The following is a 26,382-nucleotide window of genomic DNA, read 5'->3' on the forward strand; positions in this document are numbered from 1 at the left end:
TTAGGCACGGAAAATCGCCCGTTCGCCGTTCTTGTAGATAGTGTGGACGTGGTCTACGCCGAAGAAGTATGGGATTTCGCGGTAGTCGTCGACGTCCCACGCGACTAGGTCGGCGACCGTTCCTTGCTTGATCTGTCCTCGATCTTTGTAGCCGAGGGCCGTTGCTGCGTTTTTGGTGCAGGCTAGCAGGGCTTCAGCGGGTGTCATGCCCATTTGTGTGCATGCGAGCGACATGATCATGGGGAGGCTAGGGGTCGGCGATGAGCCGGGGTTGAAGTCCGTGGCGAGCACGACCGGCAGGCCCTCGTCGATCATCTTCCTTGCGTCGGGATACTTGCCCAGTCCGAGCGCGTAAACGCTTCCGGGGAGGAGCACCGGGATGGTTCCGCTCTCTTTGAGGGCTTCTATTCCCGTGTCGGTCGTCTGCTCGAGGTGGTCGGCGGTGCTGGCGTTGAGCCGCGCCGCCAGCACTGCTCCGCCGGTCGAAAACTGGTCGACGTGCAGCCTTAACCGCAGGGAGGGCGAGCGTCCCCGCGAGCCGCGCTCGTCGCCGATACAGGTCTGGAGACCCGCGCTGCAATTTGCGAGCCGCTCGGCGTCTTCGTGCGAGAAGTACCCGTCTTCGACGAACATATCGACCGCGACCGCAATGCCCTGTTCCATGACGGCGGGCATCATCGCGTCGCAAAGATAATCCATGTACGCCGCGCGATCGTCGAACTCCGGAGGCACGGCGTGCGCTCCGAGGAACGTCGCCTGTGTGTCGATCGGCGTTTCTTCATCGAGCCGCTTGATGACGCGTAGCATCTTCAGCTCGTCTTCGAGCGTCAGCCCGTACCCGCTCTTCATTTCTGCAGTCGTGGTGCCGGATCGGAACATCCAGTCGGCATGCTTCTTGGACTGGTCGAACAGCTCGCTTTCGGTCGCTTTGCGGACGGCGCGCATCGTCGCCTTGATCCCTCCGCCCGCGCTTGCGATCTCTTGGTAGCTTGCGCCCTTTGCGCGCATTTCGTACTCGTCCACCCGGCTCCCGGCGAACACCGCGTGCGTGTGCGCATCGATCAGCCCCGGCGTGACGACGCGACCGCCGACGTCTATAGTCTCAACATCCGGCGGAACTTGCTGGCCCTCTGAGACGGCTACGATCACCCCGTCCGAGACCAGCACCGTCGCGTCCTCGATCACTCCTGCCTCGGAACAGGTCGCGACCTGTCCGCAGTTCGTCAACGCGAAAGTGCCTGCCATCGGCACAAGTTTGGCATTTGGGAGTGCTCCGACGCGTCGGAGCTTTCCACGGCGCAGTAGCACGAGCTTTGGGGGATCGTTCTCCTGGGCGACCTTTAGTGAGTTGTCACTTGCTTTGGACTGAGAGTCCAAAGGCAGGGATGCGGTCCTTCGACAAGCTCAGGAAAGAGTCCGCGCTCCGAGCGCTGCCATGCCTCCACACTCGCAGTGTGGAGGGTTCTATCGTTGCCACCGGCTGTCCAGCGATGCCTGCTATCGCAGACGCGCGACAAGACCGCATGCGAACGACAGGAGGAACATTCCAGTTGCTAGACAAGTGGTGTCGTTGATATCTTTCTCTGGATCGACTTCGACGAGGTCCATGGCCTTAACCTTCGGGTGGCGGCCCATGAGGAACGCGGCGCGTTTCACCTGCGAGGGCAAGAGCCCGCCCGGTCGCGCGCCGGGGCAGGCGGGGGCGAACGCGCGATCCAGTACGTCTACGTCGAGGTCGAAGTAGATCACGTCTGCCTTTTCGGCGATCGAGTCCAGCGCGTTTTCGATCGTCGCGTCGATTCCTGTTTCGTGCACGGTGTCCATCGTCGTAATTGCTATGCCTGCGTCGTCGGCGATGCGCTTGTACTCCTTTGAATTAGCGAACGACGCGATTCCGATCTGTACGATGTTCTCGCCTGGAAGTCCGTCGTCGAGCAGTGCGCGAACGGGGTTGCCGTTGATCAACCCGCCTTCGAGAGTGCGCAGGTCGAGGTGTTGGTCGAGTGTGACCAGGCCGCACCGGTTCAAGGGAACGCCGAGCCCGTGCATCGCAGGGCGCGTGATCCCGTTGTCGCCGCCGAGCAAGACGACGGCGCTGCACTCTGCCAATGCCCCGCGTACCGCATCGCTGATCGGTGCCAAAGCCTCTTCCGGCTTCATCGCTGCAATCGGCAGATCGCCGAAGTCCTTGCACGCCAGCGACATCGCCTCGACGCCGTTCTCGATGTCATAAGTGCTCAGCCGGTGCATCGCCTTTCGCACTGCCGCAGGCGCAAGGTCGCAACGACCAGGCGAGATCGAGTGGTTCAGCGGCGCACCGATCAGCCCGAGCGTCCCGACAGTGCTGTCGGAGGACGAGCCGGTCAGCCATGCGCTTGCGCGCGGCCAATGCGGGTCTTCGTAATTACTCATCCATCGGCACCCGCACGTTGTGCTCTTTTGCAAACCGCTTAGCGTCTTCGTACCCTGCGTCGGCGTGGCGGATGACGCCGGTGCCGGGGTCGGTGGTTAGGACGCGCTCGATGCGCGTGCGCATCGCGTCGGTTCCGTCGGCAACGACGACCATGCCCGCGTGCTGCGAGTAGCCGATGCCGACTCCACCGCCGTTGTGGATTGAGACCCACGACGCCCCGCTCGCGGTGTTGAGCATCGCGTTTAGCAGCGGCCAGTCGGCGACCGCGTCGGTGCCGTCGAGCATGTTCTCCGTCTCGCGATTTGGCGACGCGACACTGCCACAGTCGAGGTGGTCGCGGCCGATCACGATCGGGGCTTTGATCTTTCCATCACGCACGTAGTCGTTGATGGCGACGCCGAACTCTGCGCGCTCGCCGTAACCGAGCCAGCAGATGCGGCAGGGAAGACCTTGGAACCGTATCTTCCTTTGCGCGAGCTTCATCCAGCGACTGAGCGTTTGGTCTTCGGGGAAAAGCTCCAGCGCAAGCTTGTCCGTCACTGCGATGTCCTGCGGATCGCCGCTGAGAGCAGCCCACCGGAACGGCCCGCGACCCTCGCAGAACATCGGCCGGATGTACTCCGGCACGAAGCCGGGGATGTCGAACGCGTTTTCCACACCCGCCTCGACCGCGAACGCACGGATGTTGTTGCCGTAGTCGAAGGTGATAGCGCCTGCTTTTTGTAACGAGAGCATCGCCGAGACGTGCTCGCCAATCGCTGAAATCGACTTCTTTGTATAGGTTTCAGCATTAGACTTATGCAAGTCGCGTGCTTCTGCGAGGGTCATTCCGTTTGGCACATAGCCGTTCAGAGGGTCGTGCGCGCTTGTCTGGTCGGTCAGGATATCGGGCACCAGCCCACGCTTCACCATTTCAGGCAGCACGTCGGCGCAGTTTCCAACAAGCCCGACGGAGACCGGCTCAGAAGCCTCATCGATCATAGTCAAGGCCTCGTCTAATGTGTGCGCCACGCGGTCGCAGTAGCCGGTTCTCAGACGCTTCTCGATCCGTGCGGGATCGACCTCGACGCCGATGAAGTTCGCGCCCGCCATCGTCGCGGCGAGCGGTTGCGCGCCCCCCATTCCGCCCATGCCCCCGCTGACGACGAGCTTGCCTTCTAAAGAGCCGCCGAAGTGCTTGCGCGCACACGCGGCAAACGTCTCGAAAGTGCCCTGCACGATCCCCTGACTGCCGATGTAGATCCACGAGCCGGCGGTCATCTGGCCGTACATCATCAGCCCTTTTTTTTCTAGCTCGTTGAAGTGATCCCAATTCGACCAGCGACCGACTAAATTAGAGTTCGCAATCAGCACGCGCGGCGCGTGTTCGTGCGTTTGAAAAACGCCGACAGGCTTCCCCGACTGGATCAAAAGCGTCTCGTCGTTCTCGAGGTTTCGCAGCGTGCGGACGATCACGTCGAACGCCTCCCACGACCGAGCGGCGCGACCGGTCCCGCCGTAGACGATCAGCTCGTCCGGGTTCTCGGCGACCTCCGGGTCGAGGTTGTTCATCAGCATGCGCAGGGCGGCCTCCTGCTGCCAGCCTTTGCACGAAATCTCTGTCCCGCGCGGCGCACGAACTGGCGTCCTGATCGACATGGCCGTATTTTACTGGGGTTCGGAAGTTCGGGGGTTCGGGAGTTCGGATTGGCTCGGGTTTGTTTTCGGGATTCGTGACTCGTAACTCGGGACTCGGGACTTCCGACTTACGTGTTCCGATGGAGGGTCGTTCTCCTGGGCGACCTTGGCTTTGGCTTGCAGTGTGTTTCCGCTTGCGACCCCCTCACCTCAATCCTCTCGCTCCAGGGGAGAGGAGGCTGAAACCCGGAGCCCCGCGTTGGAGCGTGGCGCGTCATCCTGAGCGGATCGAAGGATCATGCGACACCGCGCCTTTGACTCACGGGCTACCGCGCCTTTGACTCACGGGCTACCGCGCCTTTGACTCACGGGCTACCGCGCCTTTGACTCACGGGCTACCGCGCCGTTCGTCTTTGAGGTTCGGGAGTTCGGGATCGTTCTCGATTGCACTGAGAAGGTGGCACGGCCATCCTGGCCGTGCGTGGCTCGGGCATCTTGCCCGATCGCTGTCGCAGGTTTTCTGCTGGATGGTTGGGCATCCTGTCGTCGTAGAGCCTGTCTGCCGTGGACTAAAAGTCCACGGGCCGGGATGCGGTCCTTCGACAAGCTCAGGAGAGAGTCCGCGCTCCGAATCCCTCACCTAACCTCTCCCACTCACGATTGCGAATACCGGTCGGGCGGCCGAGGAGCGGGAGAGGGATTGGCGGATCGAATCGCCAGCGCTGCTAGATTAGAAATCGCCGGTCGCGGATCGCAGCCGTCAGCCGTTCGATGTCCCCAGAGAGCGGGCGGTCCGAGTCCAAGAACGGCACGATCTCGCGCACTTGGTCGTAGATCACCTGTACGCGAGGGCCGGGTTTGAGCGGCTTTCGGTACTCGAGCCCTTCTGCGGCTGCCATCAGCTCGACGGCGATGACCGTCTCGGCGTTTCCAACGATCTGCTTGAGTTTGAGCGCGGACATCATGCCCATGCTGACGTGATCCTCCTTGCCGCCGCTCGTGGGAACGTTGTCGACGCTCGCCGGATGCGACAGCACTTTGCACTCGTTCAGCAGAGACACCGCCGCGACGTGCGCGATCATGTACCCGCTGCCGGTGCCGGGATTGGACGTTAGAAACGGCGGCAGCCCTTCGCTCATCTCCGGAGTGATCATGCGGTCGATCCTCCGCTCGGAGATGCTCGCAAGGTCGGTGACGGCTATCGCCACGTAGTCGAACGTCCCGGCGAGCGGTGCGCCGTGAAAGTTGCCGCCGGACAACACCTCGCTGGTCTCAGCGAAGACAAGCGGGTTGTCCGTCGCCGATCCGCTCTCGATTTCGGTGATACGCACTGCGTGGTCGATCGCATCGAGGGTCGCGCCGTGGACTTGCGGCATGCACCGAAGGCTGTACGCGTCCTGCACGCGCTCGTCGCCCTCGAAATGCGACTCCCGGATTTCGCTGTCGAGCATCAGTTCGGCAAGGTGTTTTGCCACAGCGATCTGCCCGACGTGAGGACGCGCCGCGTGGATTCGCGGATCAAAAGGCACCGGCGTTCCGAGCAGCGCTTCCAGCGTCATCGTTCCTGCGCCGTTCGCCAGCCAGACGAGACGCCGGGCTCGCGCCAACGCGAGGGCGCCGACCGCCGACATTGCCTGCGTGCCGTTCAAAAGCGCCAGCCCCTCCTTCGCCTCAAGCACCACCGGCTTGATCTTTGCCTTCTTGAGCGCGACGGACGAGTCTACGCGCGCACCTTGGTAAAAGCACTCGCCCTCGCCGATCACAGCCAGAGCCAGGTGCGCGAGAGGGGCAAGATCGCCGCTAGCCCCGACCGATCCGCGCGACGGAATCACCGGATGCACGCCAGCGCTCAGCATTGCGATCAGCGTCTCGGCGACCACCGGCCGCGCGCCGCTGAGGCCGACCGCCAGCACGTTCGCTCGGAGCAGCAGCATCGCCCGCACTTCGGGCTCGCTCAAAGGCTCGCCGACGCCGCAGGAGTGGCTGCGCACCAGGTTGAGTTGGAGCTCGCCCAACTCCTCGTTTGGGATGCGGACGTAGCTGAGCTTCCCGAAGCCCGTGTTGACGCCGTACACGGTTTCGTCGGTCGCGACGATCCGTTCGATCACCCGGCGCGAATCGGTCATCCGGTCGATGGCGGCGGGGTCCAACGACACCTGAGAGCCGTTGTAAACGACGTCTTCCAGCACCTCAAGCACGATCGGATCGCCGCTGACCGAGATCATGTAGCGAGATTACCATTCTGCTGTGCCAAACTCACGAAAGAGAAAAATGGCAAAACGCGAGCTACTCACGACCGACCTTCGACGAATCAAGTGGCGCAGCATCGGGCCAGGCACAATGGGCGGGCGGGTCTCGGCGCTCTGCTTTGAGCCTGGGAACGACAAGACTTTTTATGCCGGGTTTGCGTCGGGCGGCCTGTGGCGAACGGAGAATCGCGGCGTGACGTTCGATCCGATCTTCGACAAAGAGATCACGTCGAGCATCGGCTCTGTCGGTGTTGCGGACGCGCCTGCGGACTGGAGCGGCTGGTCGAAGGAAGACAAGAAGCTGGGCAAGCGCAAGCGCGAGGAGAAGGGACGGGGCGCGATCATCTGGGTCGGCACCGGCGAAGGCAACAGCCGCAATTCGTCGAGCTGGGGCCACGGCGTCTACCGTTCAACAGACCGCGGCAAGAAGTGGACGCACTGCGGACTCGAGAACACGCACGACATACCGAGCTTGGCGATCGATCCGCGCGACCCGGACACCTGCTACGTCGCCGCGCTTGGCCACCTGTGGGGCGCGAACCGCGAGCGAGGGGTCTACAAAACCACGGACGGAGGGAAGACTTGGAAGGCGGTGTTGCGCATAGATCACGATCACGGATGCTGCGACGTCCACATCGATCCGAAGAACCCCAACACGGTGTACGCGTGCATGTTCTACCGGCGCAGATCCGCTCACAGTTTTGCGAGCGGTAGCGCAAAGGGAGGAATCTATAAATCTACGAACGCCGGCAAGACCTGGCGAAAGCTGAGGACGGGCCTGCCGAAAACGGCGGGTCGAATCGGGATCGACATCTTCGACAAAGACCCGAGCGTGCTCATCGCAACGGTCGAATCAAAAGAAGGTGGCACGCGCGACATCCGGGACGACCGCAGCCGATCTGGCGGCGTGTTCCGCAGCGAGAACGGCGGCCGGACGTGGAAACGGCTGTCGGTCCGCACGCCCAGGGGCTGGTACTTCGGGCGAATCTACCTCGATCCGAAGAACAGCAAGCGCGTGTATCAGCTCGGTTGGTACACCGAGGTCAGCGACGACGGCGGCAAGACGTTCCGGCGGGGTTTCGGCGACAAGATGCACGTCGACATGCACGCGCTGATCATTAGCCCGCGCGACACGGATCACGTGGTCAACGGAAGCGACGGCGGAATCTACCAAACCTTCGACGGGGGCAAGAAGTGGCAGTTCCTCAACGTCATGGCCGTCGGGCAGTTCTACAACGTGTCGTTCGACGACTCAGATCCGTACCGAATCATCGGCGGGCTGCAGGACAACGGAACGTGGGTCGGCCCGAGCAGCGGGACGCGCCAGGCGGAGGATCCCGATGCGCCGAAAACCGGAATCACGAACTTCGACTGGAAGTTTGTGCTGTGGGGCGACGGTTTTCACGCGGAGTTCGATCCGACCGACGAAGACGTCGTGTTCGCTGAGTGGCAAGGCGGGAACATTACCCGCGTAAATATGCGCACCGGTGAGTTCAGCCGCGTCGCACCGCACCCGGCGGAGGGCGAGCCGCGTGTGAGGTTCAACTGGAACAGCCCGTTCCTCGTCAGCGCCCACGATCCAAAGACGCTGTACATCGGCGGGAACCACGTCTTCAAACTGACCGAGCGGGGCGACAGGTGGAAGCGGATCAGCCCAGATCTGACGACCAACGACAATGAGAAGTCCGATACGACTGGATCGACCGCAGAGACGCACTGCACGGTGGTCACTCTGGCGGAAAGCGCTCTGAAGAAAGGCTTGCTCTGGTCTGGCTCCGACGACGGCTTGATCCACGTGACGACGGACGACGGGAAGAGTTGGAGCGATGTGACTCCGCGTCAAGTCGGCGGTCGGTACGTCAGCAGGATAGAGGCGTCGCACCACACCCAGGGCGCGGCGTACGCTAGCGTGGACGGCCACAGAGATGACGACATGGACCCGTGCATTTTGATGACGACAAACATGGGCAGGAGCTGGTCCGATATCTCCGGCGATTTGCCCAAAGGCTGGTCCGTGAAGGTCGTGCGCGAGGACCTGAAGAACAAGAACGTGCTGTACTGCGGCACGGAAAACGGAATGTACGTCACGACAAACCGCGGCAAGAACTGGGTCTCGCTAAAGTGCGATAACTTGCCGACGACCCCCGTCGACGACATCAAGCAGCACCCGCGAACGCTTGACCTGATTCTGGGGACGCACGGCCGGTCGATCTGGGTGATGGACGACGCTTCGATGTTCGGCCAGCTCGACGCAAAGGTCATGAAGTCGAAGCTGCACGCGTTCGATCCGCTGCCCGCAAAGCCGCGCTACTTCCTCAATTACGGCGGGCTGTGGACCGATCAGATCTTCCGAGGCGAGAACAGGCCGCTCGGTGCGATGATCAACTACTGGGTCGGCGAGTACGAAGCCGACGAAGTCGAGATCGTGATCGAGAACGCGGACGGCAACGAGGTACGCAAGCTCACCGGTCCGGCGGCGCCAGGGCTCAACCGTGTCGTATGGGACTTGCAGCCGAAAGAGCAATTGCAACTGGCGGACAAGAACCAAGAGCCGGGGCAGACGTTCTTCGTCGAACCGGGCGTGTACAAAGTGAAGCTGAAGGCCGGCGACGAGACCGCCAGCGTCGAGGTCGAAGTGCTGGCGATGGACTCGTAGCTGATGGTCTGCGACAAACTGTGGTGATACGCGAAATCATCTGGCGGTAGGATTACTTTAGGATTCTGTGATGCGAAGAAAACTCGTTCTGTCTCTCTTTATCGTTGTCGTCGCCGCGCTGGCTGTTGGCCAGGGCAAGACCGATTGGCCGCAGCCGATCATTCGCGGGTCGATTATCGTCTGGGGCGGCGACGAGGCAAAGGACGATGCGCGTCCACACTTCAAGCGCCTCGCCGGCGATGGACAGATTCTCGTCATCTCATCGACTGCAGACGACGCACGCGCGACGTGGGCGGAGACGTCGAACGCAAAGGTTGTTTCCGTGTTTGACTCGGCCGATCTCGCTAAAGCTGACTCGGTCTGGATCGACGGCCTCTTCGTCGGAACGGCGAGCGCGCGCAACGCCCTCAAGGCGATCAAAGAGAAGGGAGGCGTCGTCGGCATATCGGAAGAGCTGCTCGGCACGGGCAGGTTCAAGGCGCTGCTGCCGTACGTCGAGATCGCCGGGAGCAGCGATAGCTCGTCGGTAGGCACGGTGCAAATGGACGTGGGAGACGGGGCGGCGATCGTGTTCGTGGGGCGGTTCGGACGCGTGATCGGGAGCGGCGATACCAAGTTCAGCCTAGCCGCTGGCGGAGGGATGGACGCGGTGGAGATCGTCGTCTCTCCAGGCGGTCGAGTTGATCTCGTTTCGCTCCGACGTCGCGCGCTCGATCGGACGATGCCCGCGTTCCCGGTTGCCAAGACCCCCGAAGTGCCGAGCGGCACGCTGATGATCGTTGGCGGCGGCGGAATCCCCGACGGGCTGATCGAGCGGTTCATCAAAGAGGCTGGCGGTCCGGACGCGCGGATCGTTTACGTGCCGTGCTCGTTCCAAGAGGAGATTTCACAGGAGCCCGGTTTCGTGCGGCTCTTGCGGGGGCGAGGGGCGAAGAACGTCACTTGGATTCACACAAAGGACCGTGAGAAATCGGATACGGATGAAGAGTTCTTAGAACCGCTGAAGGACGCGGGCGGTGTTTGGTTCGGCGGTGGGCGCCAGTGGAACCTCGTCGACAGCTACATGGACACGAAGGCGCACGACCTGATGCGCGACGTGCTGAAAAGAGGCGGGGTTATCGGCGGCTCGTCGGCGGGCGCGTCCATCCAGGCGGAGTTCCTCGCGCGCGGCGATCCGCTCGGAAACCTGAACATCATCGCGCCCGGTTACCTGCGCGGCCTCGGATTCCTCCCCGGCGCGGCGGTCGATCAGCACTTCACGCAGCGCGGTAGGCAGAAGGACATGACCGAGTTGATGAAGGCGTATCCGCAAGTGCTCGGCATCGGCATCGACGAAGGCACCGCGATCATCGTGCAGGGCGTTGTCGCGGAAGTCGTCGGCACCGGCGCGGTGCACTTCTACGACTACAGAGTTACCCCGACTGGCGAGACAGACTTCTTGAGATTAGAGAAAGGGAAGACCTACGACCTTAAGGAGCGTCGCCAAGTAGTCGCCAAGTAGTCGCCGAATTGTCACCAGATAGCCTCCTCTCCCGAAGCCTCGGGATTTGCCGCCAAGACCTCTCCGGTGGAGAGTCTTGCCGCGCAAAGATTGAGGAGGGGGTTCGAAACCGACAAAGTCCTTTCATTGTTCATGCCTCCAAACTCATGGAAGGAAGGGGTTTTTTGGCGGCACAAGTACCCTCCACACTTCGAGTGTGGAGGGATGTAAGATGTACGACCTGAAGGAACGCAAGGAAATCGTCGCCAAGTAGTCACCCGGACGACATTGCGACCCCCATGTATCGGAGCGCGGGCTCTTTCCTGAGCTTGTCGAAGGACCGCAACCCGGCATGTGGACTCTGCAGTCCACAGTGTTCTAGCCCCCTCCTAGCCTCCCCCGGCCACCAGAGCGCGCTGCGAGAGACAGCCCGCAGGCCGCGGGAGGGTTTTCTAAGGAGCCTCCTATCCCGGAGCCTCGGGATTTGCCGCCAAGACCTCTCCAGTGGAGAGTCTTGCCGCGCAAAGATTAAGGATGGGGTCCAATCAGACGAAGTCCTTTACTCTTGCGGTGCGACGTCTGGTTGTCGACAGGTAGTCGTCGGGGAGACCAAGTGGCTTCCTCCCCCGTTCGAGGGGGAGGATTGAGGAGAGGGGGCGAAACAGAGAAAGTCCTTTCGTTTTTTCGGTTCGATTCTGGAGCCAGAGTTTAATCGGATGGGACTGTATCGCTTGACCCCCTTAGCCAGCCTCTCCCTCAGGGGGAGAGGTGCTTACTGATGAATAATGCACGACAACTAGGCGACGTCGCAGGCAGACGACTACCAGGCGACAGCAGAGGACGTGCCGTCAGCCGTCTGCGAAATAGTCACAGAAACGAACGTGTTCGTTCCGTCCGGGTTCTTGCGCAAGTCGAATGCGTCGTACAGCTCGCCGGTCACTAAATACGCGCGGTACTGCACCGTGTCGCCGTTGACTCGGATGATCTGGTACAGCTGTTTGCGCTCGCCGGTCTTCTGCATCGTGCGCTTGGCCTCGTCGCCGACCGTGTACATCTTCGGCCCGCTCACAGAGACCACGTACGCAGTCCCCGTCGCCTCATTGACCGCCGACAAGCCGGTCGTAACGTTGCGCCGACCGTACGTGTGGTCGTGCCCTTGCAACACCAGAGCGACGTTGTACTTCTCCAGGATCGGCTGCCACGCCGCGCGAAGGCCCGGGTTGTCACGGCCTTGCGCGGTTGAAAAGATCGGGTGGTGGAAGGTCACGAACGTCCACTTGTTCGGGTTGTCCTTTAGCACTCCATCGAGCCACGCGGCCTGCTCCTCGATGAGCCGGTTCGAGTCGAGCGCGATGATGCGCGCGCCCTGGAAGTCGATGTAGTAGTTGGTGTCCGGCAGCTGTGGAAGGCCGTTGCGCGGGAACTCGAACTGCGGGATCCAGAAGTCGCTTAGCTTTCCGCAGCGGTACTCGTGGTTGCCTGGCACAGCGATGCTGGGGAGCATGCTGTGCACCCAGCCGCCTGCGTAAAACCAGTCCCTCCATTCGCCGTCGGCGTTCGGCGAGTTGACCAGGTCGCCGGCGTGGATCATGAAGTCAGCGCGGGCGTCGTGCCGGTACGCCTGTCTCACGGTCCTCGACCACAGGCTCTTGAGGTCGTTCTGCGCGTCGCCGAAGTAGATGAACGTGAACGGCTTGGGCGTTGCGCTGGCGGTGCGGAACTGCACCCACTCGCTCCATTCCTCCTGCGTTCCGACCCGGTAGGCGTAGAGCGTCTCGGGCGTCAGGTCCTTGAAAGTGACTGTGTGGTAGTGGACGGTTGTCTCACCGATTGTCAGTGGCTGAGAGTTCGCGATGGTCTTTGTTGCATCTTGGACGAACGCCGGATCCGCGTCGGCTGGCGCGATCTCACCCTCGGCTCCTTCCGTCGGTGCCTCTGTCCGCCATGTGACGCTGGCCGAGGTCGCCGGATCTCCGGACCAGGTCAGCAATATCCGGTGAGGCGTCGTCGGCGAGACGTGCGGAGCAAGAGCCAGGAACAGAACGGTGGACGCAAGCATGGCGTGATTCTGTCACGTTTGGAGCGACCGCGTCAGCTACGGAGCGGCTTACGCTCGTGCCACTCGTGGTCGATGTCGCGCATGAGTAGCGCGCAGTCGAATACCGCCGAGCCCGGCGGAAACTTCGACTCGTCATCGAACAGGCTGGACTCGACGACGTCGACATCGAGCGGCTCGACCAGCCAATTCACGCTCATCAGTTCCAGGCCGTCATAAGTCCCCGCACTCCGCGACGCAGAGTAACCCAGCGAACCCGCCTCAAAGAACGACGAAGCCTCTTCGAGCGAAGGGAAGACCGAAGATTGCGGAAGACGGTCCGCAATCTTGCCATCGACCATGAGCTTGGCGCCTCCGTCGTCGCTGGTCATCTCGACACGGTATCGACCACCGCCCTCCTGCACGTCGAACTTCGCAAGGTGATGGTATCCGGGAAACAGACGCCCGCCGAGGAGAACGTTGAGCCGCGAAGAGGTGTCTCGCCGCGGGATGTACACCCCCTCCTTCGACAAACCGTCCTCGTCCCACTCGACCGCAAACCGATGCGCGGCGTTCTCGGACGAAATCCCGAATGCGGCTGGAGCTCTGCGCGGCCTGAGCCCCTTCAGGCGGATTAGGCAGACGCCGCCGATCCCGTAGCCGCCCACCGTCTTCGGTCGGAACGGGTCCGGCAACACTCCGCTCAGAACCTCGGGATCGATTCGGTAGTTCACGAGAATCCGGCGGTCGATCACGCCGTGCACGACAGGAATGTTCACTCTCACTGAGAGTATACAGCGAGGTTGGGTGGAACGTTTGGCGGGGCGTCGTCCAATGGTCGCCAAGTAGTCGCCAATTGCTATCCCGGCGACGGCAAAGGCAGACGACGACCAGGCGACAGCGACGCGGTCGACGCACCTTCAAGCCCCGTCCGCAAGTTTGGTTGAGTCTAATTAGCTCTGCTGGCCTGTGGAAGAGTCGGCGCCGTGCTCAGCCGCTGTTGGGAGAGCACGCTCGGAGAGCCGGGCTCGTTCGGCGAGGTTGTCGACGCGGTGGTTCTTCGGTATATTTGCGGGGGTGCTCGGGCGACGGTTGGTTGGTATACTTAGATGTGTACTTTGCCTCCCATTTGGAGGATGCGGAGGCTAGATCTAGAGAGGTTCGAAAGGACTGATGAGACCGACGTCTAAGTATTTGGTAGTCGTTTTGGCCGCAATAGCGGCTGCTCCGCTCGTGCAAGCTACTGGCCAGGACAAGATTGTGTTTCATTCCGAGCGCGTGGGCCCCGGCAACAATGATATCTTCGTCATGAACGCGGACGGCTCCGGGCTGACGAACCTTACGAACGACGCGGTTGACGATATATCTCCTGCGTTCAACGCGGACGGGTCGAAGATCGTGTACCGATCGTCTGGCCCGAGTAGCCCGGATATCTTCGTCATGAACGCGGACGGCACCGGGAAGACAAACCTGACGAACGACTACCAGATCATCGATAGCAATCCTGCGTTCAGCTGGGACGGATCGAAGATCGCGTTTCAGGCCTGGGAGGGCTTCAGCGAACAAATCCACGTCATGAACGCAGACGGCTCTGGGCGGACGAACCTTTCGAACAACCTGTTTGGCGATGCCTCTCCTGCGTTCCGTCCGGACGGGTCGAAGATCGTGTTTGAGTCCGGGCGCGACGGCAACAGTGAGATCTACATCATGAACGCCGACGGCACAGGAGTGACGCGGCTGACCTTTAGCGCGGGTCGCGATCAGCGCCCTGTGTTCAGCCCTGACGGGTCGAAGATCGCGTTTGACTCCAACCGCAGCGCCGGGTTTCAGATCTACGTTATGAACCCGGACGGCTCTGGGTTGACGAACCTGACCAATCACACGGGTACCAATTGGAGTGCTGCGTTCAGCCCGGACGGATCGAAGATCGCGTTTGCGTCCGGGCGCGACGGCAACAGTGAGATCTACATCATGAACGCCGACGGCTCTGGGCAGACGCGGCTGACGAACAACGCGGCCAACGATGCACAGCCCTCCATCGGGATGGCGCAGACCACGACGGTCTCGCCGGACAGCTTCTCTCTGTTCCGCGGGATTCTGACCGGCGGCGGGTTGAGCGATCTGCTAGCCAGCGACGACAGCTGGATGCGGGTTAGGCCGGGGATCACGCTGAACCAGGCTGAGCGACAAGTGCAGCTGATCGTCGTCGGCACTTCTCCGACTGAAACGCCGAGCGAGCTTCGGATCAGAGTAGAGGCCCACGCCGAGATCAACAACATCGGCCAGTGGATCGAGCTGTGGAACTACGACACAAGCTCGTGGGAAGAGGTCGACTTCATGATCGCTACGTTGGCGGACTCGATAGTTGAGGTGAGCATCACGGTCGACCCGGGACGGTTCATCGAGGCGGGCACGAGGCAGATGAAAGCCAAGATCAGCTACAAAGAAGCTGGGATTGTGCTCTCGTACCCATGGCTGATCAGCTTCGATCAGACGGTGTGGATCATCGTCTATTGATCGTGAGGCGGCGAGTGGCAGGACAGTGCCCCCAATCGTCATCCTGAGTGGATCGAAGGAGCGCGATTGGGGGTATCTGCCGGGCTGTAGACGGCTTTTGGGCCACCTTTCTAATCGTGAGATTCGAGGTGAGCAACCGCCCCTGAACCGTGCTCCTTCGGTCCGCTCGGGATGACGGTTCTGCTAAGATTCGCCTATGGCTTACGAAGGCAGGGCCTCCATTCTCGAAGAGCCGGGCGCTCCGGCTGTTGTGCGCGACATCGTCATCGATCCCCCCGGCCCGAACGAAGTTCTGGTCAAGCTCGTGGCGAGCGGTGTGTGCCACACCGACCTGACGGTCAAGAACCTGGGCGGCAGCGGCATGGAGTTCCCGATCGTGCTCGGCCACGAGGGCGCGGGGTATGTCGAAGAGGTCGGCGAGGGTGTTACCAATTTACAAAAGGGCGATCCCGTTGTGCTGGCTTATCGCGCGCCTTGCGAAAAGTGCCCGGCGTGTCTGCGCGGCGATCCGCGCCATTGTTACGCTGCTTTGCGGCCCGGCCCGCGCATCCACCGCAAGTCCGACGGCGCTGTCTGTTCGCAAGTGCTGCGCTGCGGCACGTTCGCGACCCACACAGTCGTGCACAGCAAGGCCGCGATCAAGATGCCGAGCGAAATGCCTCTTGACAAGGCGTGCCTGATCGCGTGCGGCGTCGTCACCGGCGTCGGCGCGACGATGAACACGACGCCCGTGTTCCGCGGTGCGCGCGTCGTCGTCATCGGTTGCGGCGGTGTCGGCCTGAGCGTGATCCAAGGCGCGAAGCTGATGGGCGCTCGCCAGATCATCGGCGTCGACCTGAAGCAGACGAAGCTCGATTGGGCCAAGAAGTTCGGCGCGACGCACGTGGTGGACGCGAGCAAAGTCGATCCGGTAGCGGAGGTCCGCAAGCTCACCGACGACGGTTGGGACGGAGGCGCGGAGTTCGCTTTCGAGGCGACCGGCGTCCCGGCCTGCACCGAGCAGGCGATCAAGATGCTCTCCTACGGCGGCACGGCGACGACGATCGGATTCCCGGCGGAGACCGACGCGGTCAACCTCAACCTCGGCGACTTCGCGACTGGCGTTTATTGGAACAAGGCGTCGCTACGCGTTTGCCACTGCGGCGACGCGCTCCCCTCGCACGATTTCCCCCTGCTGGCCGACCTGTATCTGACCGGCAAGCTCGACCTCGACAGCATGGTGACCGGCAAGATCGCGCTCGAAGACGTCGAGGACGCGTTCCATGAGATGGAGACCGGCGATGTGATCCGATCGGTGATTATGCTTTAGGGGGCGTTCCGGTTGGTTCGGAAGTTCGGTAGACGGGTCGCGGGTGACGGGTGATGGGCTTTCGGAGTGCGCGGACGCAGTCATCCTGAGCTCAGCACAGGCTGAGCTCAGGAGAATGTTCGCGGACCGGGGTACCGTCCTTCGACTGGCTCAGGAGAATGCCCGCGCTCCGAATCCCTCCCCCGGTCTGCTGGCTGACATACGCCTCGAATCGTCGTGACCGGGGGAGGTTAGGTCGGGGCCTTCCGACGCAGGTACGCAATTTGCAAGCCCGATCACGGACAAACCCCTCGGGCCTGACCGTGGCACAAGCCCGATCACGGACAAACCCTTCGGGCCTGACCGTGGCACACCGCCCATATTCTTCCTTCATCCGTCGCACACCGCACCTTGATCCTAAACAAGAAGATCGACAGACCCGCAGTCAAAGCGTTATACTTCTGGCGAGGAGTCTTATGTCCAAGAAACTGTCCCGCCGCGATCTTTTGAAGGCGTCCGCGATAGCCGGAGTCGGCATGACAATCGGCCTTCCTGCGTCGGTTGTCGCCGGCACGACGACCTACCGAGTCCAGAGTCGTCTGCCGCGTTTTGCCGTCGTCGGCGTCGCCGGCAAGGGCGCTTCCGACATGGCATCTGCGAACACGTATGGCAAACTCGTCAGCCTCTGCGACGCTGACGTCGGCCGCCTTACGACGGCTCTGATCCAGCACCCCGAGTGCAGCGCTTTCAACGACTACCGCATGATGCTCGAAAAAATGGATAAGGAGATCGACGCGGTCGTCATCAGCACTCCTGACCACAACCACGCCCCCGCCGCCGCGCTGGCGATGCGCATGGGCAAGCACGTCTTCGTCCAGAAGCCTCTGACGCGCACGCTGCACGAAGCGAGGATGCTGCAGCGCATCGCAAAGGACAACCGCGTGATGTCGCAGATGGGCAACCAGGGTACGGCTTCGACCGATCTTCGGAAAGTGGCGAAGATGCTTGAGGACAAGATGTTCGGCGATGTCAAGGAAGTGCACGTTTGGACCGACCGCGCGAGCGGCTGGTGGCCGCAAGGCGTCGGTCGCCCCGATGTCAAGCCGATCCCGCGCACGCTCAACTGGGAGATGTGGCTCGGGCCAGCGCCGTTCCGCGTTTACGCTGACGGGTACCACCCGTTCGCGTGGCGCGGACGGTGGGACTTCGGCTCCGGCTCGCTCGGCGACATGGGCTGCCACGTGATCAACCTCGCGTTCATGGGGCTCGACCTCCGTGATCCGACTTCCGTACAAGCCGAGACATCGGGCAACAACAGAGAGACGTACCCCGTGTGGTCAAAGGTGAAGTACGAATTTCCCGAGCGACGGGGTCGCGCGGCCTTGACGATGTACTGGTACGACGGCGGCAAGAAGCCCGATCCTGAGCTAACGCCTGGGATCACAACTGGCGGTAACGGAAGCATATTCGTTTGCGAGAACGCCACGCTCTACACTCCGGACACCTACGGCAGCGGAACGGTCATCGTTGGTGGCGGGGACTTGCCGGAGGTCGAAGTCGAGGAGTCTCCCGGCCACTTCAAGGAGCTGGTCGACGCGATCAACGACGGCAAGCGCGCCAAGTCCGACATCGTGGACTACTCCGGGCCGCTGACAGAGACCGTGCTGCTCGGCAACCTGGCGATCTGGGCGGACGGCGAAAAGGTCGAGTGGGACTCCCGCCGCACGCGGGTCCGCAACTCGGACGAGTTCAACGACCTGATCACGCCGACCTACCGCGATGGGTGGAAGCTGTAGCCGCACATTTAATGTTGCGTTGATGGCTGGGGAATATGCCGATCCGCTGTTGGAGGACACGGATTTAAAGGATGACATCGGTTGCTCACGGCGATTTTTCGCGATTGAGTCCCGCCGAGTTTGATATAATATCCGTATGTGGTCTAGAAGTTTATCGGTTCTCGTCCTTGCGAGCGTCGCAGGCCTCGCGTACGCGCAGCGAGCCGAACTGGCGAACAGCCCCCCTCAGTTCCTCATTGAGCTGTATGTATTCAAGGACTTCGACGGCTTGATTCTTCCGACCGCTACGATCGCGCACGACAAGATCACGATCTTCCGAGGGGAAGATAAAGCAGCGCTCCTCAAGCAGCGAGACGCTGGCAAATGGGGCAAGCGCATCATGGCACCCAAGGTTCGGACCTTCATGGGATTTCCAGCAAAGATTTCTGTGACGACCAACGGCATAGGCCACACGTTTCGGACGGTTGTCTTCATCGACGAAGAATCGCTTCTTCTCAGCTTTGGGCTCTACTACGGAGAGACCAAATTCATGGACCTCAAAACCTCTGACTTCGAACTGCATACGACCTACTTCGAGGAGGGCGATATTATCGTCGTCCGTGGAAGCAACGGCACACTTGTAACAGTAGAGGCCTCCCGTGTCAGCGATCACGATTTCGGCGGCGGCGGCGGTTCGACGCCATGAGCTTGATTTGACTCCCGCCAAATAGGCTAACCTCCGCACGGAGGACACGGATTTGGCAAACGACAACGGATATTCGCGGCGCTCGTTCCTGAAAAACGCGCTGGTCGGGGCGAGCATGGTGACGCTGCCGGCATGGTTCACGAGCAAGGCAGAGGCGGCAGAGGCAGAGACGTTTCTGCGGCGGCCGAAGCGCATCGGCCCGAACGACACGCTCAATTTCGCCGTGATCGGCCCCGGCGGGTCGCGCGGCGGTTTTCGGCAGGGGCTCGGCGTCTCGCGATACATTCACGACCAGGAGGGCGCGCACTTCGTCGCGGCTTGCGACGTCGACGGCCAGCACCTGCAGGAGGCCGCCGATACTTTTGGCACGGACACCAGGAAGTACGGCGACTACCGCGAGATGCTCGCAAAAGAGGACCTCGACGCGGTCGTGATCGGCACTCCCGACCACTGGCACTCGGCGATCTCGATCGCAGCGATGTACGCAGGGCTCGACGTCTACTGCGAAAAGCCGATGACGCTAACGATCAACCAAGGCCGCGAAGTCTCTTGGGCGGCGACGCGGAACCGCGCGATCTTCCAGACCGGAAGCCAGCAGAGGTCCAACGGTCGTTTCCGCCTCGCGTGCGAGTTGGTCCGCAACGGAAGGATCGGCAAGCTGAACAAGGTCGTCACCCACCTCCCGACCGGCCCGACCGGCGGCCCGTTCGAGTCGTTGCCTGTGCCGCACGACCTTGATTTCAACATGTGGCTCGGCCCGGCGCCGGAGAACCCGTACTGCAAAGAGCGCGTCCACGGCGACTTCCGCTGGTGGCTCGACCACAGCGGCGGGATGCTCACCGACTGGGGCGCGCACCACAACGACATCGCCCAGTGGGGCATCGGCGCAGACGGCAGCGGACCGATGTCGGTCTACGGCTCGGCCATGATGCCCTCTGGAATTTCGCAGTTCCACTACACCACCTTCCCCGAGTACGACCTCTTCTACGAGTACCCGAACGACGTGGTCCTGCATTGCACGAACCAGGGCGAGAACGGCGTGACGTTCGAGGGCGACGACGGCTGGATATTCGTCAGCCGCGGACGGATCGGCGCGAGCGACCAGGCTCTGATCGATGAGCCGCTGCCAGATGACGCTGAACGGCTGTACGTATCGAACGGCCACGCGCTGAACTTCCTCGACTGCATCCGGACGCGCCATCTGACGATCTGCACTGCCGAGATCGGCCACCGCTCGGTCACCGTGTGCCACATGGCCAACATCTGCCTCCGGCTCGGCGGGCGAAAGCTCAATTGGGATGCTGAGAACGAGCAGTTCATCGGCGACGGCGAAGCCAACAGCATGCTCGACCGCGAGCCGAGGGATTGGGAAAGGTTCCCCCACGCGCGATAGCTTTATGGTGTGAGTTGTTCCGAACCGTAACAATGCAACGGGCATTAGGTAGGATCGGCGTACAGGTTGGCGGGCAGCGGTGGGGCTGCTCAAGAACCTAGGTGAACTCATATGTCAAAATCACGATCGCTGACGTGCATCATACTGCTCGCTCTGGTCGCGGCAGCCGCTGCACAGGGCTCTTCAAACGGCGCAAACTGGACCCTTCAGGAGAAGTACTCCGGCTCTGCACTGCGAAAATTCGTTTACTCGACCTCGGTCCGCCCGAGCTGGATCAACGAGTCGGACAAGTTCTGGTACGTCTGGAACGAGTCCACCGGGCGCCGGTTCATGTTCGTGGACCCGAGCAAGAAGTCGAAGCGACCTGCGTTTGATCACGACAAGCTCGCCGGGGCGCTTTCAGAGCTTGGAAAAAAGCCGGTGGTCGGCAACCAGCTGCCGTTTTCGTCGATCAAGTACGACGAAGATGAGACAGCGATCACGTTCACCGTCGACGACCAAAAGTACGAGTGGAACCTTAAAGATGAGACGCTCAAGAAAGTGGAGAAGGACGAAGACGAAGATGAGACGCCGCCTCGCGGTCCGGGGCAAGGCTTCCGAGGGCAGCGCGGCCAAGGAGGCAACAGAAACCGACCAACGTTTTCCGTTGCGCCTGACAAATTGACGTTCGTCTACATGCAGGGCTACAACCTGTACTTCGGCAAGAAGGAAGACGAAGAGGACAAGGAGGACGATGTCGAGGCAACGCAGTTGACGGAAGACGGAGAGCAGTTCTACGAGTTCCGCAGCGTCAACTACCGCACGTACACGCTCGGCGACAAACAGGAGCGCAAGACGCGCGTCGGCGCAAACTGGTCGGAGGACTCGGAGGCGTTCTCCATCGTGCGATCCGATGCGCGGGAAGTCAAGGACCTGTTCGTCATCAACTCCCTGTCCACCCCACGCCCGACGCTGGAGGTCTACAAGTATCAGATGCCCGGCGAAGAGAACGTGCAGCTCTCCACGCTCTATGTTTACATCGATGGCTCTCTGTCAGAGGTAGACGTTCACAAGTGGACGGACCAGACTATATCTAACATCCACTGGACCGGAGAGGGGCACGAAAAACTACGGTTCGTCCGGCGCGACCGGCTGCAGCGAAACCTCGAACTCTGCGAGTACGACATGGAGACTGCGGAGATCAAGGTGCTCATCACCGAATCGGTCGAGGACGCGGCTTTGGAGCGGGGCAGCGCTCGATACGTCGGCGAGAACAACACCGGCGACATCCTCTGGTGGTCGGAGCGAAACGGCTGGGGCCACTTCTATCTGTACTCGCACGACGGCGAGTTTAAGAACGTCATCACGTCCGGAACATGGCGCGCTGAGACGATGATGGGCGTTGATGAAGAAGCTGAGCGCATGTGGTTCAGCGCCGTCGGCAAGGAGTCCGGCGAGAACATCTACAACACTCACCAATACTCCATCGGCCTCGACGGTTCTGGGCTAAGGATGCTGACGCACGGCGACGCAAACCACTCGCTGTCTCTCTCCGAATCACGAAAGTACGGCGTTGATTCGTTTTCTCGCGTGGACATGGCGCCGACGTCTGTCGTGCGCGACGACCGCGGGCGCACGGTGCTCGAGCTGGAGACGATGGACCTCAGCAAACTGGAGGAGATGGGTTGGCACATGCCCGAGCGGTTCGTCGTCAAGGCGCAGGACGGGGTCACGGACATCTACGGCAATTTGTGGAAGCCGTTCGACTTCGATCCGAACATGAAGTACCCGGTCATCCTGCACATCTACCCAGGGCCGCAGACCGAGTCGGTGTCGAACAGCTTCAGCGCGACAGCGTCCGATCAAGAGCTGGCGCAGCTCGGGTTCATCGTCATCCAGATCGGCAATCGAGGCGGCACGCCGCGCAGATCGAACGCGTACCACAGCTACGGCTACTACAACTTGCGCGACTACGGCCTGGCCGACAAGAAGACCGGCGTCGAGCAGCTCGCTGGCCGGTATGACTGGATCGACATTGATCGTGTTGGGATATTCGGCCACTCCGGCGGCGGGTTCATGACTGCGGCCGCAATGCTCTTGCCGCCGTTCAATGAGTTCTTCAAGGTCGGTGTTTCGTCGTCGGGCAACCACGACAACAACATCTACAACGCGAACTGGTCGGAGCGGAACCACGGCCTTAAAGTCGTTGTAAAGAAGGAAGAAGAGGAAGAGGAGGAGGAAGGCGGCGGGCGCAGGCGCGGCGGTCGTGGTCGGCGCGGCGGTGGCCAGCAGCAACAGCAGCAACAGGAAGAGGAGGAAGAACAAGAGCAGGATGAGGATGAGGACGAAGGCGACAAGTTCGAGATTCGCGTACCAACGACCGTCGAGCTGGCGGAGAACCTCGAGGGCAAGCTGTTGCTCGTCACGGGCGAAATCGACAACAACGTGCATCCCGGCGGCACGATCCGGCTGGTCGACGCGCTGATCAAGGCGAACAAGCGGTTCGACTTCATGATCATGCCGGGCAAGCGGCACGGCTACGGCTCGATGAGCGGCTACTTCCGGCAGATGCTGTACGAGTACTTCTCGCGGCACCTGATGGGCGACACCTACGACGCCTCGGCGGAGATGGACGACAAGAAGAACGACTGATCGACGGGCGGGGAGAGGGCTCCGGCTCTCTCCCCGAATCTAGCGCTGTTCAAAACACTCGCTGACCAGACGCTTGCTTGCTTGTGCCTGTTCCACTCTGTCAGTATGTGAAATCTGTACAGGTAAAATCCGATCACGATGCCTGCGAACGCGAGCACGGGTGAACAAAACGACAGCAAGGGTGATCGGCACGACGAGAAACGCTGGTCGTTTGTTGCGCTGCTATTTGCGTTCGTCGCCCTTCTTCTTTCAACGCAGGCGATGAATTGGACTCACCCGGCCCGTGTACGGGCAGAATGGGTCCTTGCAGGCGGCGCCGCCCTTTTCGCAGTGGCGTTTGCGCTTTGGAGTTCCTCGCGCACGTCGTCGCGGAAGTTTCGCCTGTTGCTTGCGGCGGCCTTGGCAATTGCACTCCTCGCCTTGAGCGTCCCCGTCTATTCCTACTACAGAGCATTTGCCGACTTTCCGTGGACCCTGCTCGTGCCGTTGTTTGTTGTCCTTCTAATCAGCGGATGGGTCGTCCGTCAACGGTGGCTCCCTGTTGGCTGTATTTTGATCGTGGCGCTCTTCATCATCACAGCAAACGAATCTGCGCAAGCTAAAGTGCCGAGTTCGATAACGAAGGACCAGGTAACCGTATCGATACAAGAACTTTCTCGATCCGGTCACGTGTTATTCACCGTCAAGAGCGCACCGGGGACGCGCATCGAAGAGGAACTTGATCTGGAAAACATAGAGATCGAAGGGAGGGTCTGCCGCGTCTTGCCCGTGACGAGTTGGCATCCCAGACCCTATCATCAGGACGAGGATCAGCTATTACCGTACGAGGCCCGACTGATCTCCGTGTATTTCCCGCCTGGATGGAGCAAGACAATCGACTTCGGAATTCGCGTTCCGAAGTGGCCGTCCGAGCCAGCCGCGTCCGTGACCGTTCCCGTTCCACAACCGGACGACAAACCATCGAAACGGGAGTACGAGTCAGAAGGTGGCGGCCTAAGGCTAAACGTCAAACACGTGCTGTGGTCAATATCGCGGCACACGTGGCCTGCAGAGCAGGTCTTGGCGCTGACAATAACGTATGACGGGTACAGGTACTCGGGCTGGAAGGGTGAAGAGTTGCGAGTTCGTGATCAGAACGGTCGCACTCTGGACCTGAGACTAACCGGCGGTGGGGGCACCGGAAACTACTGCGAGCTGCCTGATCTGCCACCAGACGCCACGGAACTGACCATTGACATTTTCTCCGAACAGCAGCGCGATGAGGCGTCTGTTTCCATCCGGTTCGGACGTCTGCCGATTGACTAGCGTGCCAATCTCTGTGGCAGCGATCAAAGCCATAGAAAAGGACGGGCACCACGACAGCAAGAGAGAGTAAGGTCTGTTGCAGCTACAAACAAGTCAGCTTATGATTCTTCGCGATTTCCCTCCGATGGGCGTCTATGAGACGCTGTTCAAGTTTACCGACGCGACCGGCAAGTACATGGGCGATCCGGGGACGCACCCCTGGGCGCAGGGTTTCCCGCTCACGACGCAGATCCCTGGCGGGCCGCCGCTGCCGGAATCGATAGAGTTCGACTCCCGAGACCTGAAGTACCCGAAGGCAACAGGCGAACCGCCGCTGCTCGCTGCGATCGCCGATTATTACAATCATTTTTACAACGCGGGCATCAGCACCGACAACATTGCGGTCTTTGCCGGCGGCCGGCCAGCGATATTCGCGACGCTTGCGTTTCTACTCGACGATACGACGGTTGCCGTTGGGGAGACCGAGTACACACCGTATTACGACATCCTTAACGTTCTTGGCCGGAAGGTGCACCTTATTCCGAGCAACGAGCACAACCGGTTTCGGCCGTCAGCGGACAGCTACGCGATAGAGCCGCTGCCTGATACGAGCCGCGTCTTCCTGCTCAAGAGTAATCCGTGCAACCCAACGGGCGTTGCGACGGGGGGAGAAGAGCTGCGGGCGCTGGTGGAGCGTTTTTCCACTGAGAAAACCGGCGCGTTGATCGACGAGGCTTATGAGTTCTATTGCGATCCGGAGCCGGAGAGCGCGCTGAAGCACATCGACAACATCGACGACACCAATATCTTCGTCATCGGTGCGGCGACCAAAGGCCTGCAGGTGCCCGGAATGCGTATTGGTTGGGCGGTCGCGTCGAAAAAGCACATCGAGATCTTCCGCAACTACTCGTCCTTCGGTATGGGCGGCGTGTCGCGAGCGTCGCAGATATACGTGACGAAACTGTTGCAGCGCGAGAGGGTGACACAAGCCCGTCGCGCGATCTGCAAATTCTATGGCGAGCAGAGAAAACGGTACGGCGACGGGCTCGCGGACTTAGGTTTCGAGCTTCATACAGGAACCGGCGGCTTCTATCATTGGGGCAAGCTGCCGATGGGCCTGACGGGCGACGAGTTTAACGAGAGGCTGTTCGCACACGACGCGGGGATCTTGCCGGGACGCCTCTGCGACATGGCGCGATCGGACTCCGCGCGCAGCAGCCTGGACCACTTCGCCCGATTCTCCTTCGGCCCGCTAAGCGCAGATTCCTATGATGACGATATGCGAATCCTGCGCGAAGCGCTCAATTGAGCTGCACGCGCGTCAAGAGGCCTCAAAACGCCACCTCAGCCGATGATGTCTATTTGGCGTAGCAAGGAGATGCAATCGAAGTCACGCGTATCTATCGGCCTCGCAAAGAGATTCTTGACACGGTTCCTTTCGTTGGTCGATGCTTGATAGAGCGTGGCGATGCAGGGTGTATCCGCTTCTTTGACTATTCCAAGCTGCTTGACATTTAGCGGATGGAACGCGAATCCCAAAAAGGCGATTTTACTTGCGTATCCTACCATTTCTTTGGCAGCCGCAATCTGTTTAGTATCGCTCCGTTCCCCGCCAAGTAAGCAGATCCGCTTGGCAGCCGTTGAGACCACAGCGGCTGATAGCTCTGGGGTGTAGGGGCGAGACTCTGCTGTTACCTCCTCACCGAGCGCCCCTAGATCGCCATAGATGTGGTGTATTGGAATTTTCTGGCGAAGCGCTGACGCTTCTTCTTCGCTGACGCCATAACTGCTCTTGACTGCGATTTCAATAAACCGTTCCAGCGAGCGGTCGTAGTTGAACGTCACGACCTCGACAGGTTTGGCTGGAAAATCTTCCACTGGCCCGACCAGGCGAGAGAACAGATATTCATACCATTCCTCCTGCTGTCTGCGTCGAAGCATCTTGTCGTGTTCTCTCGTAATTAGCTCTGCCGCCATTGCTCGTCTGCCGAGCTCTTCATAATTTCCCCTGTAGTAGAGAAATGCATCGATCGAAGGTTGATTGGATTCAACTAGCTCGTCAGCAAACCGTTTGATTTCATCCATCCCGTGACCCATCTGGTTAAGCAGGCGTTGCACGTCAGTCGTCGAGTGTAGGTTATGCGCAGTCTGAAACAGCAATTCTCGACCGAGTGGAAAGTTGTAAGGCAGACTCGCGCCTGCCCCTAGGATCAGGAGGATTTTCTCTTCCGCCATCGTCGACACCCATTGTTACCGAATCTTGGCTTTGCGTGCCTCAGGACGCGGGCGCGTGGCCCGGCCTGACACGTGTGCAGACCGCCGGCCGTGAACGGTCTCT

17 protein-coding genes are annotated in these 26,382 nt (G+C 60.9%); 10 read left to right on the plus strand and 7 right to left on the minus strand.

The features are described from left to right. The 4 genes from IH944_08550 to hutH form a co-directional block, all read right to left on the minus strand. A complete protein-coding gene (locus IH944_08550) occupies positions 1–1,245 on the minus strand; it encodes an imidazolonepropionase (GenBank protein ID MCH7904598.1) in 1,245 nt (414 codons plus the stop codon). Positions 1,246–1,497: 252 nt separating this feature from the next. After that, positions 1,498–2,412, minus strand: a complete 915-nt coding sequence (locus IH944_08555) for an agmatinase family protein (protein ID MCH7904599.1) — start codon at positions 2,410–2,412, stop codon at positions 1,498–1,500. Continuing rightward, positions 2,405–4,051 carry a urocanate hydratase gene (hutU, locus tag IH944_08560; GenBank protein MCH7904600.1) on the minus strand — a complete coding sequence of 549 codons (1,647 nt, stop codon included), beginning with the start codon at positions 4,049–4,051 and terminating at the stop codon, positions 2,405–2,407. Before hutU ends, IH944_08555 begins: the two co-directional genes overlap by 8 nt. 704 nt (positions 4,052–4,755) lie before the next feature. Then, entirely contained in the window at positions 4,756–6,255 is a 1,500-nt protein-coding gene (hutH, locus tag IH944_08565) for a histidine ammonia-lyase (protein ID MCH7904601.1), read from the minus strand. Between the two features lie 46 nt (positions 6,256–6,301). Between hutH and IH944_08570 the strand changes: the two genes are divergently transcribed. Continuing rightward, positions 6,302–8,935: a glycosyl hydrolase gene (locus tag IH944_08570; protein MCH7904602.1), complete on the plus strand. Its 2,634-nt coding sequence runs from the start codon at positions 6,302–6,304 to the stop codon at positions 8,933–8,935. Positions 8,936–9,005: 70 nt separating this feature from the next. Beyond that, complete coding sequence (locus tag IH944_08575) at positions 9,006–10,436, plus strand: cyanophycinase (GenBank protein ID MCH7904603.1); 1,431 nt, start codon at positions 9,006–9,008, stop codon at positions 10,434–10,436. A gap of 799 nt (positions 10,437–11,235) precedes the next feature. Here IH944_08575 and IH944_08580 read toward each other — a convergent pair. Both IH944_08580 and IH944_08585 read right to left on the minus strand, forming a co-directional pair. After that, on the minus strand, positions 11,236–12,474 hold the full coding sequence (locus tag IH944_08580; protein MCH7904604.1) for a metallophosphoesterase family protein: 1,239 nt from the start codon (positions 12,472–12,474) through the stop codon (positions 11,236–11,238). A gap of 32 nt (positions 12,475–12,506) precedes the next feature. Further along, on the minus strand, positions 12,507–13,229 hold the full coding sequence (locus IH944_08585; GenBank protein ID MCH7904605.1) for a DUF2071 domain-containing protein: 723 nt from the start codon (positions 13,227–13,229) through the stop codon (positions 12,507–12,509). Between the two features lie 394 nt (positions 13,230–13,623). On the opposite strand from IH944_08585, the gene IH944_08590 reads away from it, so the two are divergent. From IH944_08590 to IH944_08625, 8 genes are all read left to right on the plus strand, one after another. Further along, complete coding sequence (locus IH944_08590) at positions 13,624–14,967, plus strand: PD40 domain-containing protein (protein MCH7904606.1); 1,344 nt, start codon at positions 13,624–13,626, stop codon at positions 14,965–14,967. Positions 14,968–15,163: 196 nt separating this feature from the next. Then, the gene (locus IH944_08595) at positions 15,164–16,276 is read left to right on the plus strand and encodes an alcohol dehydrogenase catalytic domain-containing protein (GenBank protein ID MCH7904607.1); all 1,113 of its coding nucleotides are present in this window, start codon (positions 15,164–15,166) and stop codon (positions 16,274–16,276) included. A gap of 455 nt (positions 16,277–16,731) precedes the next feature. After that, the gene (locus IH944_08600; protein ID MCH7904608.1) at positions 16,732–18,051 is read left to right on the plus strand and encodes a Gfo/Idh/MocA family oxidoreductase; all 1,320 of its coding nucleotides are present in this window, start codon (positions 16,732–16,734) and stop codon (positions 18,049–18,051) included. Between the two features lie 136 nt (positions 18,052–18,187). Further along, positions 18,188–18,736, plus strand: coding sequence for a hypothetical protein (locus IH944_08605; GenBank protein ID MCH7904609.1), 549 nt, complete (start codon positions 18,188–18,190; stop codon positions 18,734–18,736). Positions 18,737–18,851: 115 nt separating this feature from the next. After that, positions 18,852–20,129, plus strand: a complete 1,278-nt coding sequence (locus IH944_08610; GenBank protein ID MCH7904610.1) for a Gfo/Idh/MocA family oxidoreductase — start codon at positions 18,852–18,854, stop codon at positions 20,127–20,129. A 111-nt stretch (positions 20,130–20,240) separates the two neighbouring features. Next, positions 20,241–22,760, plus strand: a complete 2,520-nt coding sequence (locus IH944_08615; protein ID MCH7904611.1) for a DPP IV N-terminal domain-containing protein — start codon at positions 20,241–20,243, stop codon at positions 22,758–22,760. A 138-nt stretch (positions 22,761–22,898) separates the two neighbouring features. Then, positions 22,899–24,065, plus strand: coding sequence for a hypothetical protein (locus IH944_08620; GenBank protein ID MCH7904612.1), 1,167 nt, complete (start codon positions 22,899–22,901; stop codon positions 24,063–24,065). A 100-nt stretch (positions 24,066–24,165) separates the two neighbouring features. Then, on the plus strand, positions 24,166–25,353 hold the full coding sequence (locus IH944_08625; GenBank protein ID MCH7904613.1) for a pyridoxal phosphate-dependent aminotransferase: 1,188 nt from the start codon (positions 24,166–24,168) through the stop codon (positions 25,351–25,353). 35 nt (positions 25,354–25,388) lie between these two features. On the opposite strand, the gene IH944_08630 is transcribed toward IH944_08625, so the two are convergent. Then, positions 25,389–26,279 carry a hypothetical protein gene (locus IH944_08630; GenBank protein ID MCH7904614.1) on the minus strand — a complete coding sequence of 297 codons (891 nt, stop codon included), beginning with the start codon at positions 26,277–26,279 and terminating at the stop codon, positions 25,389–25,391. Positions 26,280–26,382 lie beyond the last annotated feature (103 nt).

It is taken from the genome of Armatimonadota bacterium (assembly GCA_022563855.1).
GTDB lineage: Bacteria > Armatimonadota > Fimbriimonadia > Fimbriimonadales > Fimbriimonadaceae > JADFMN01.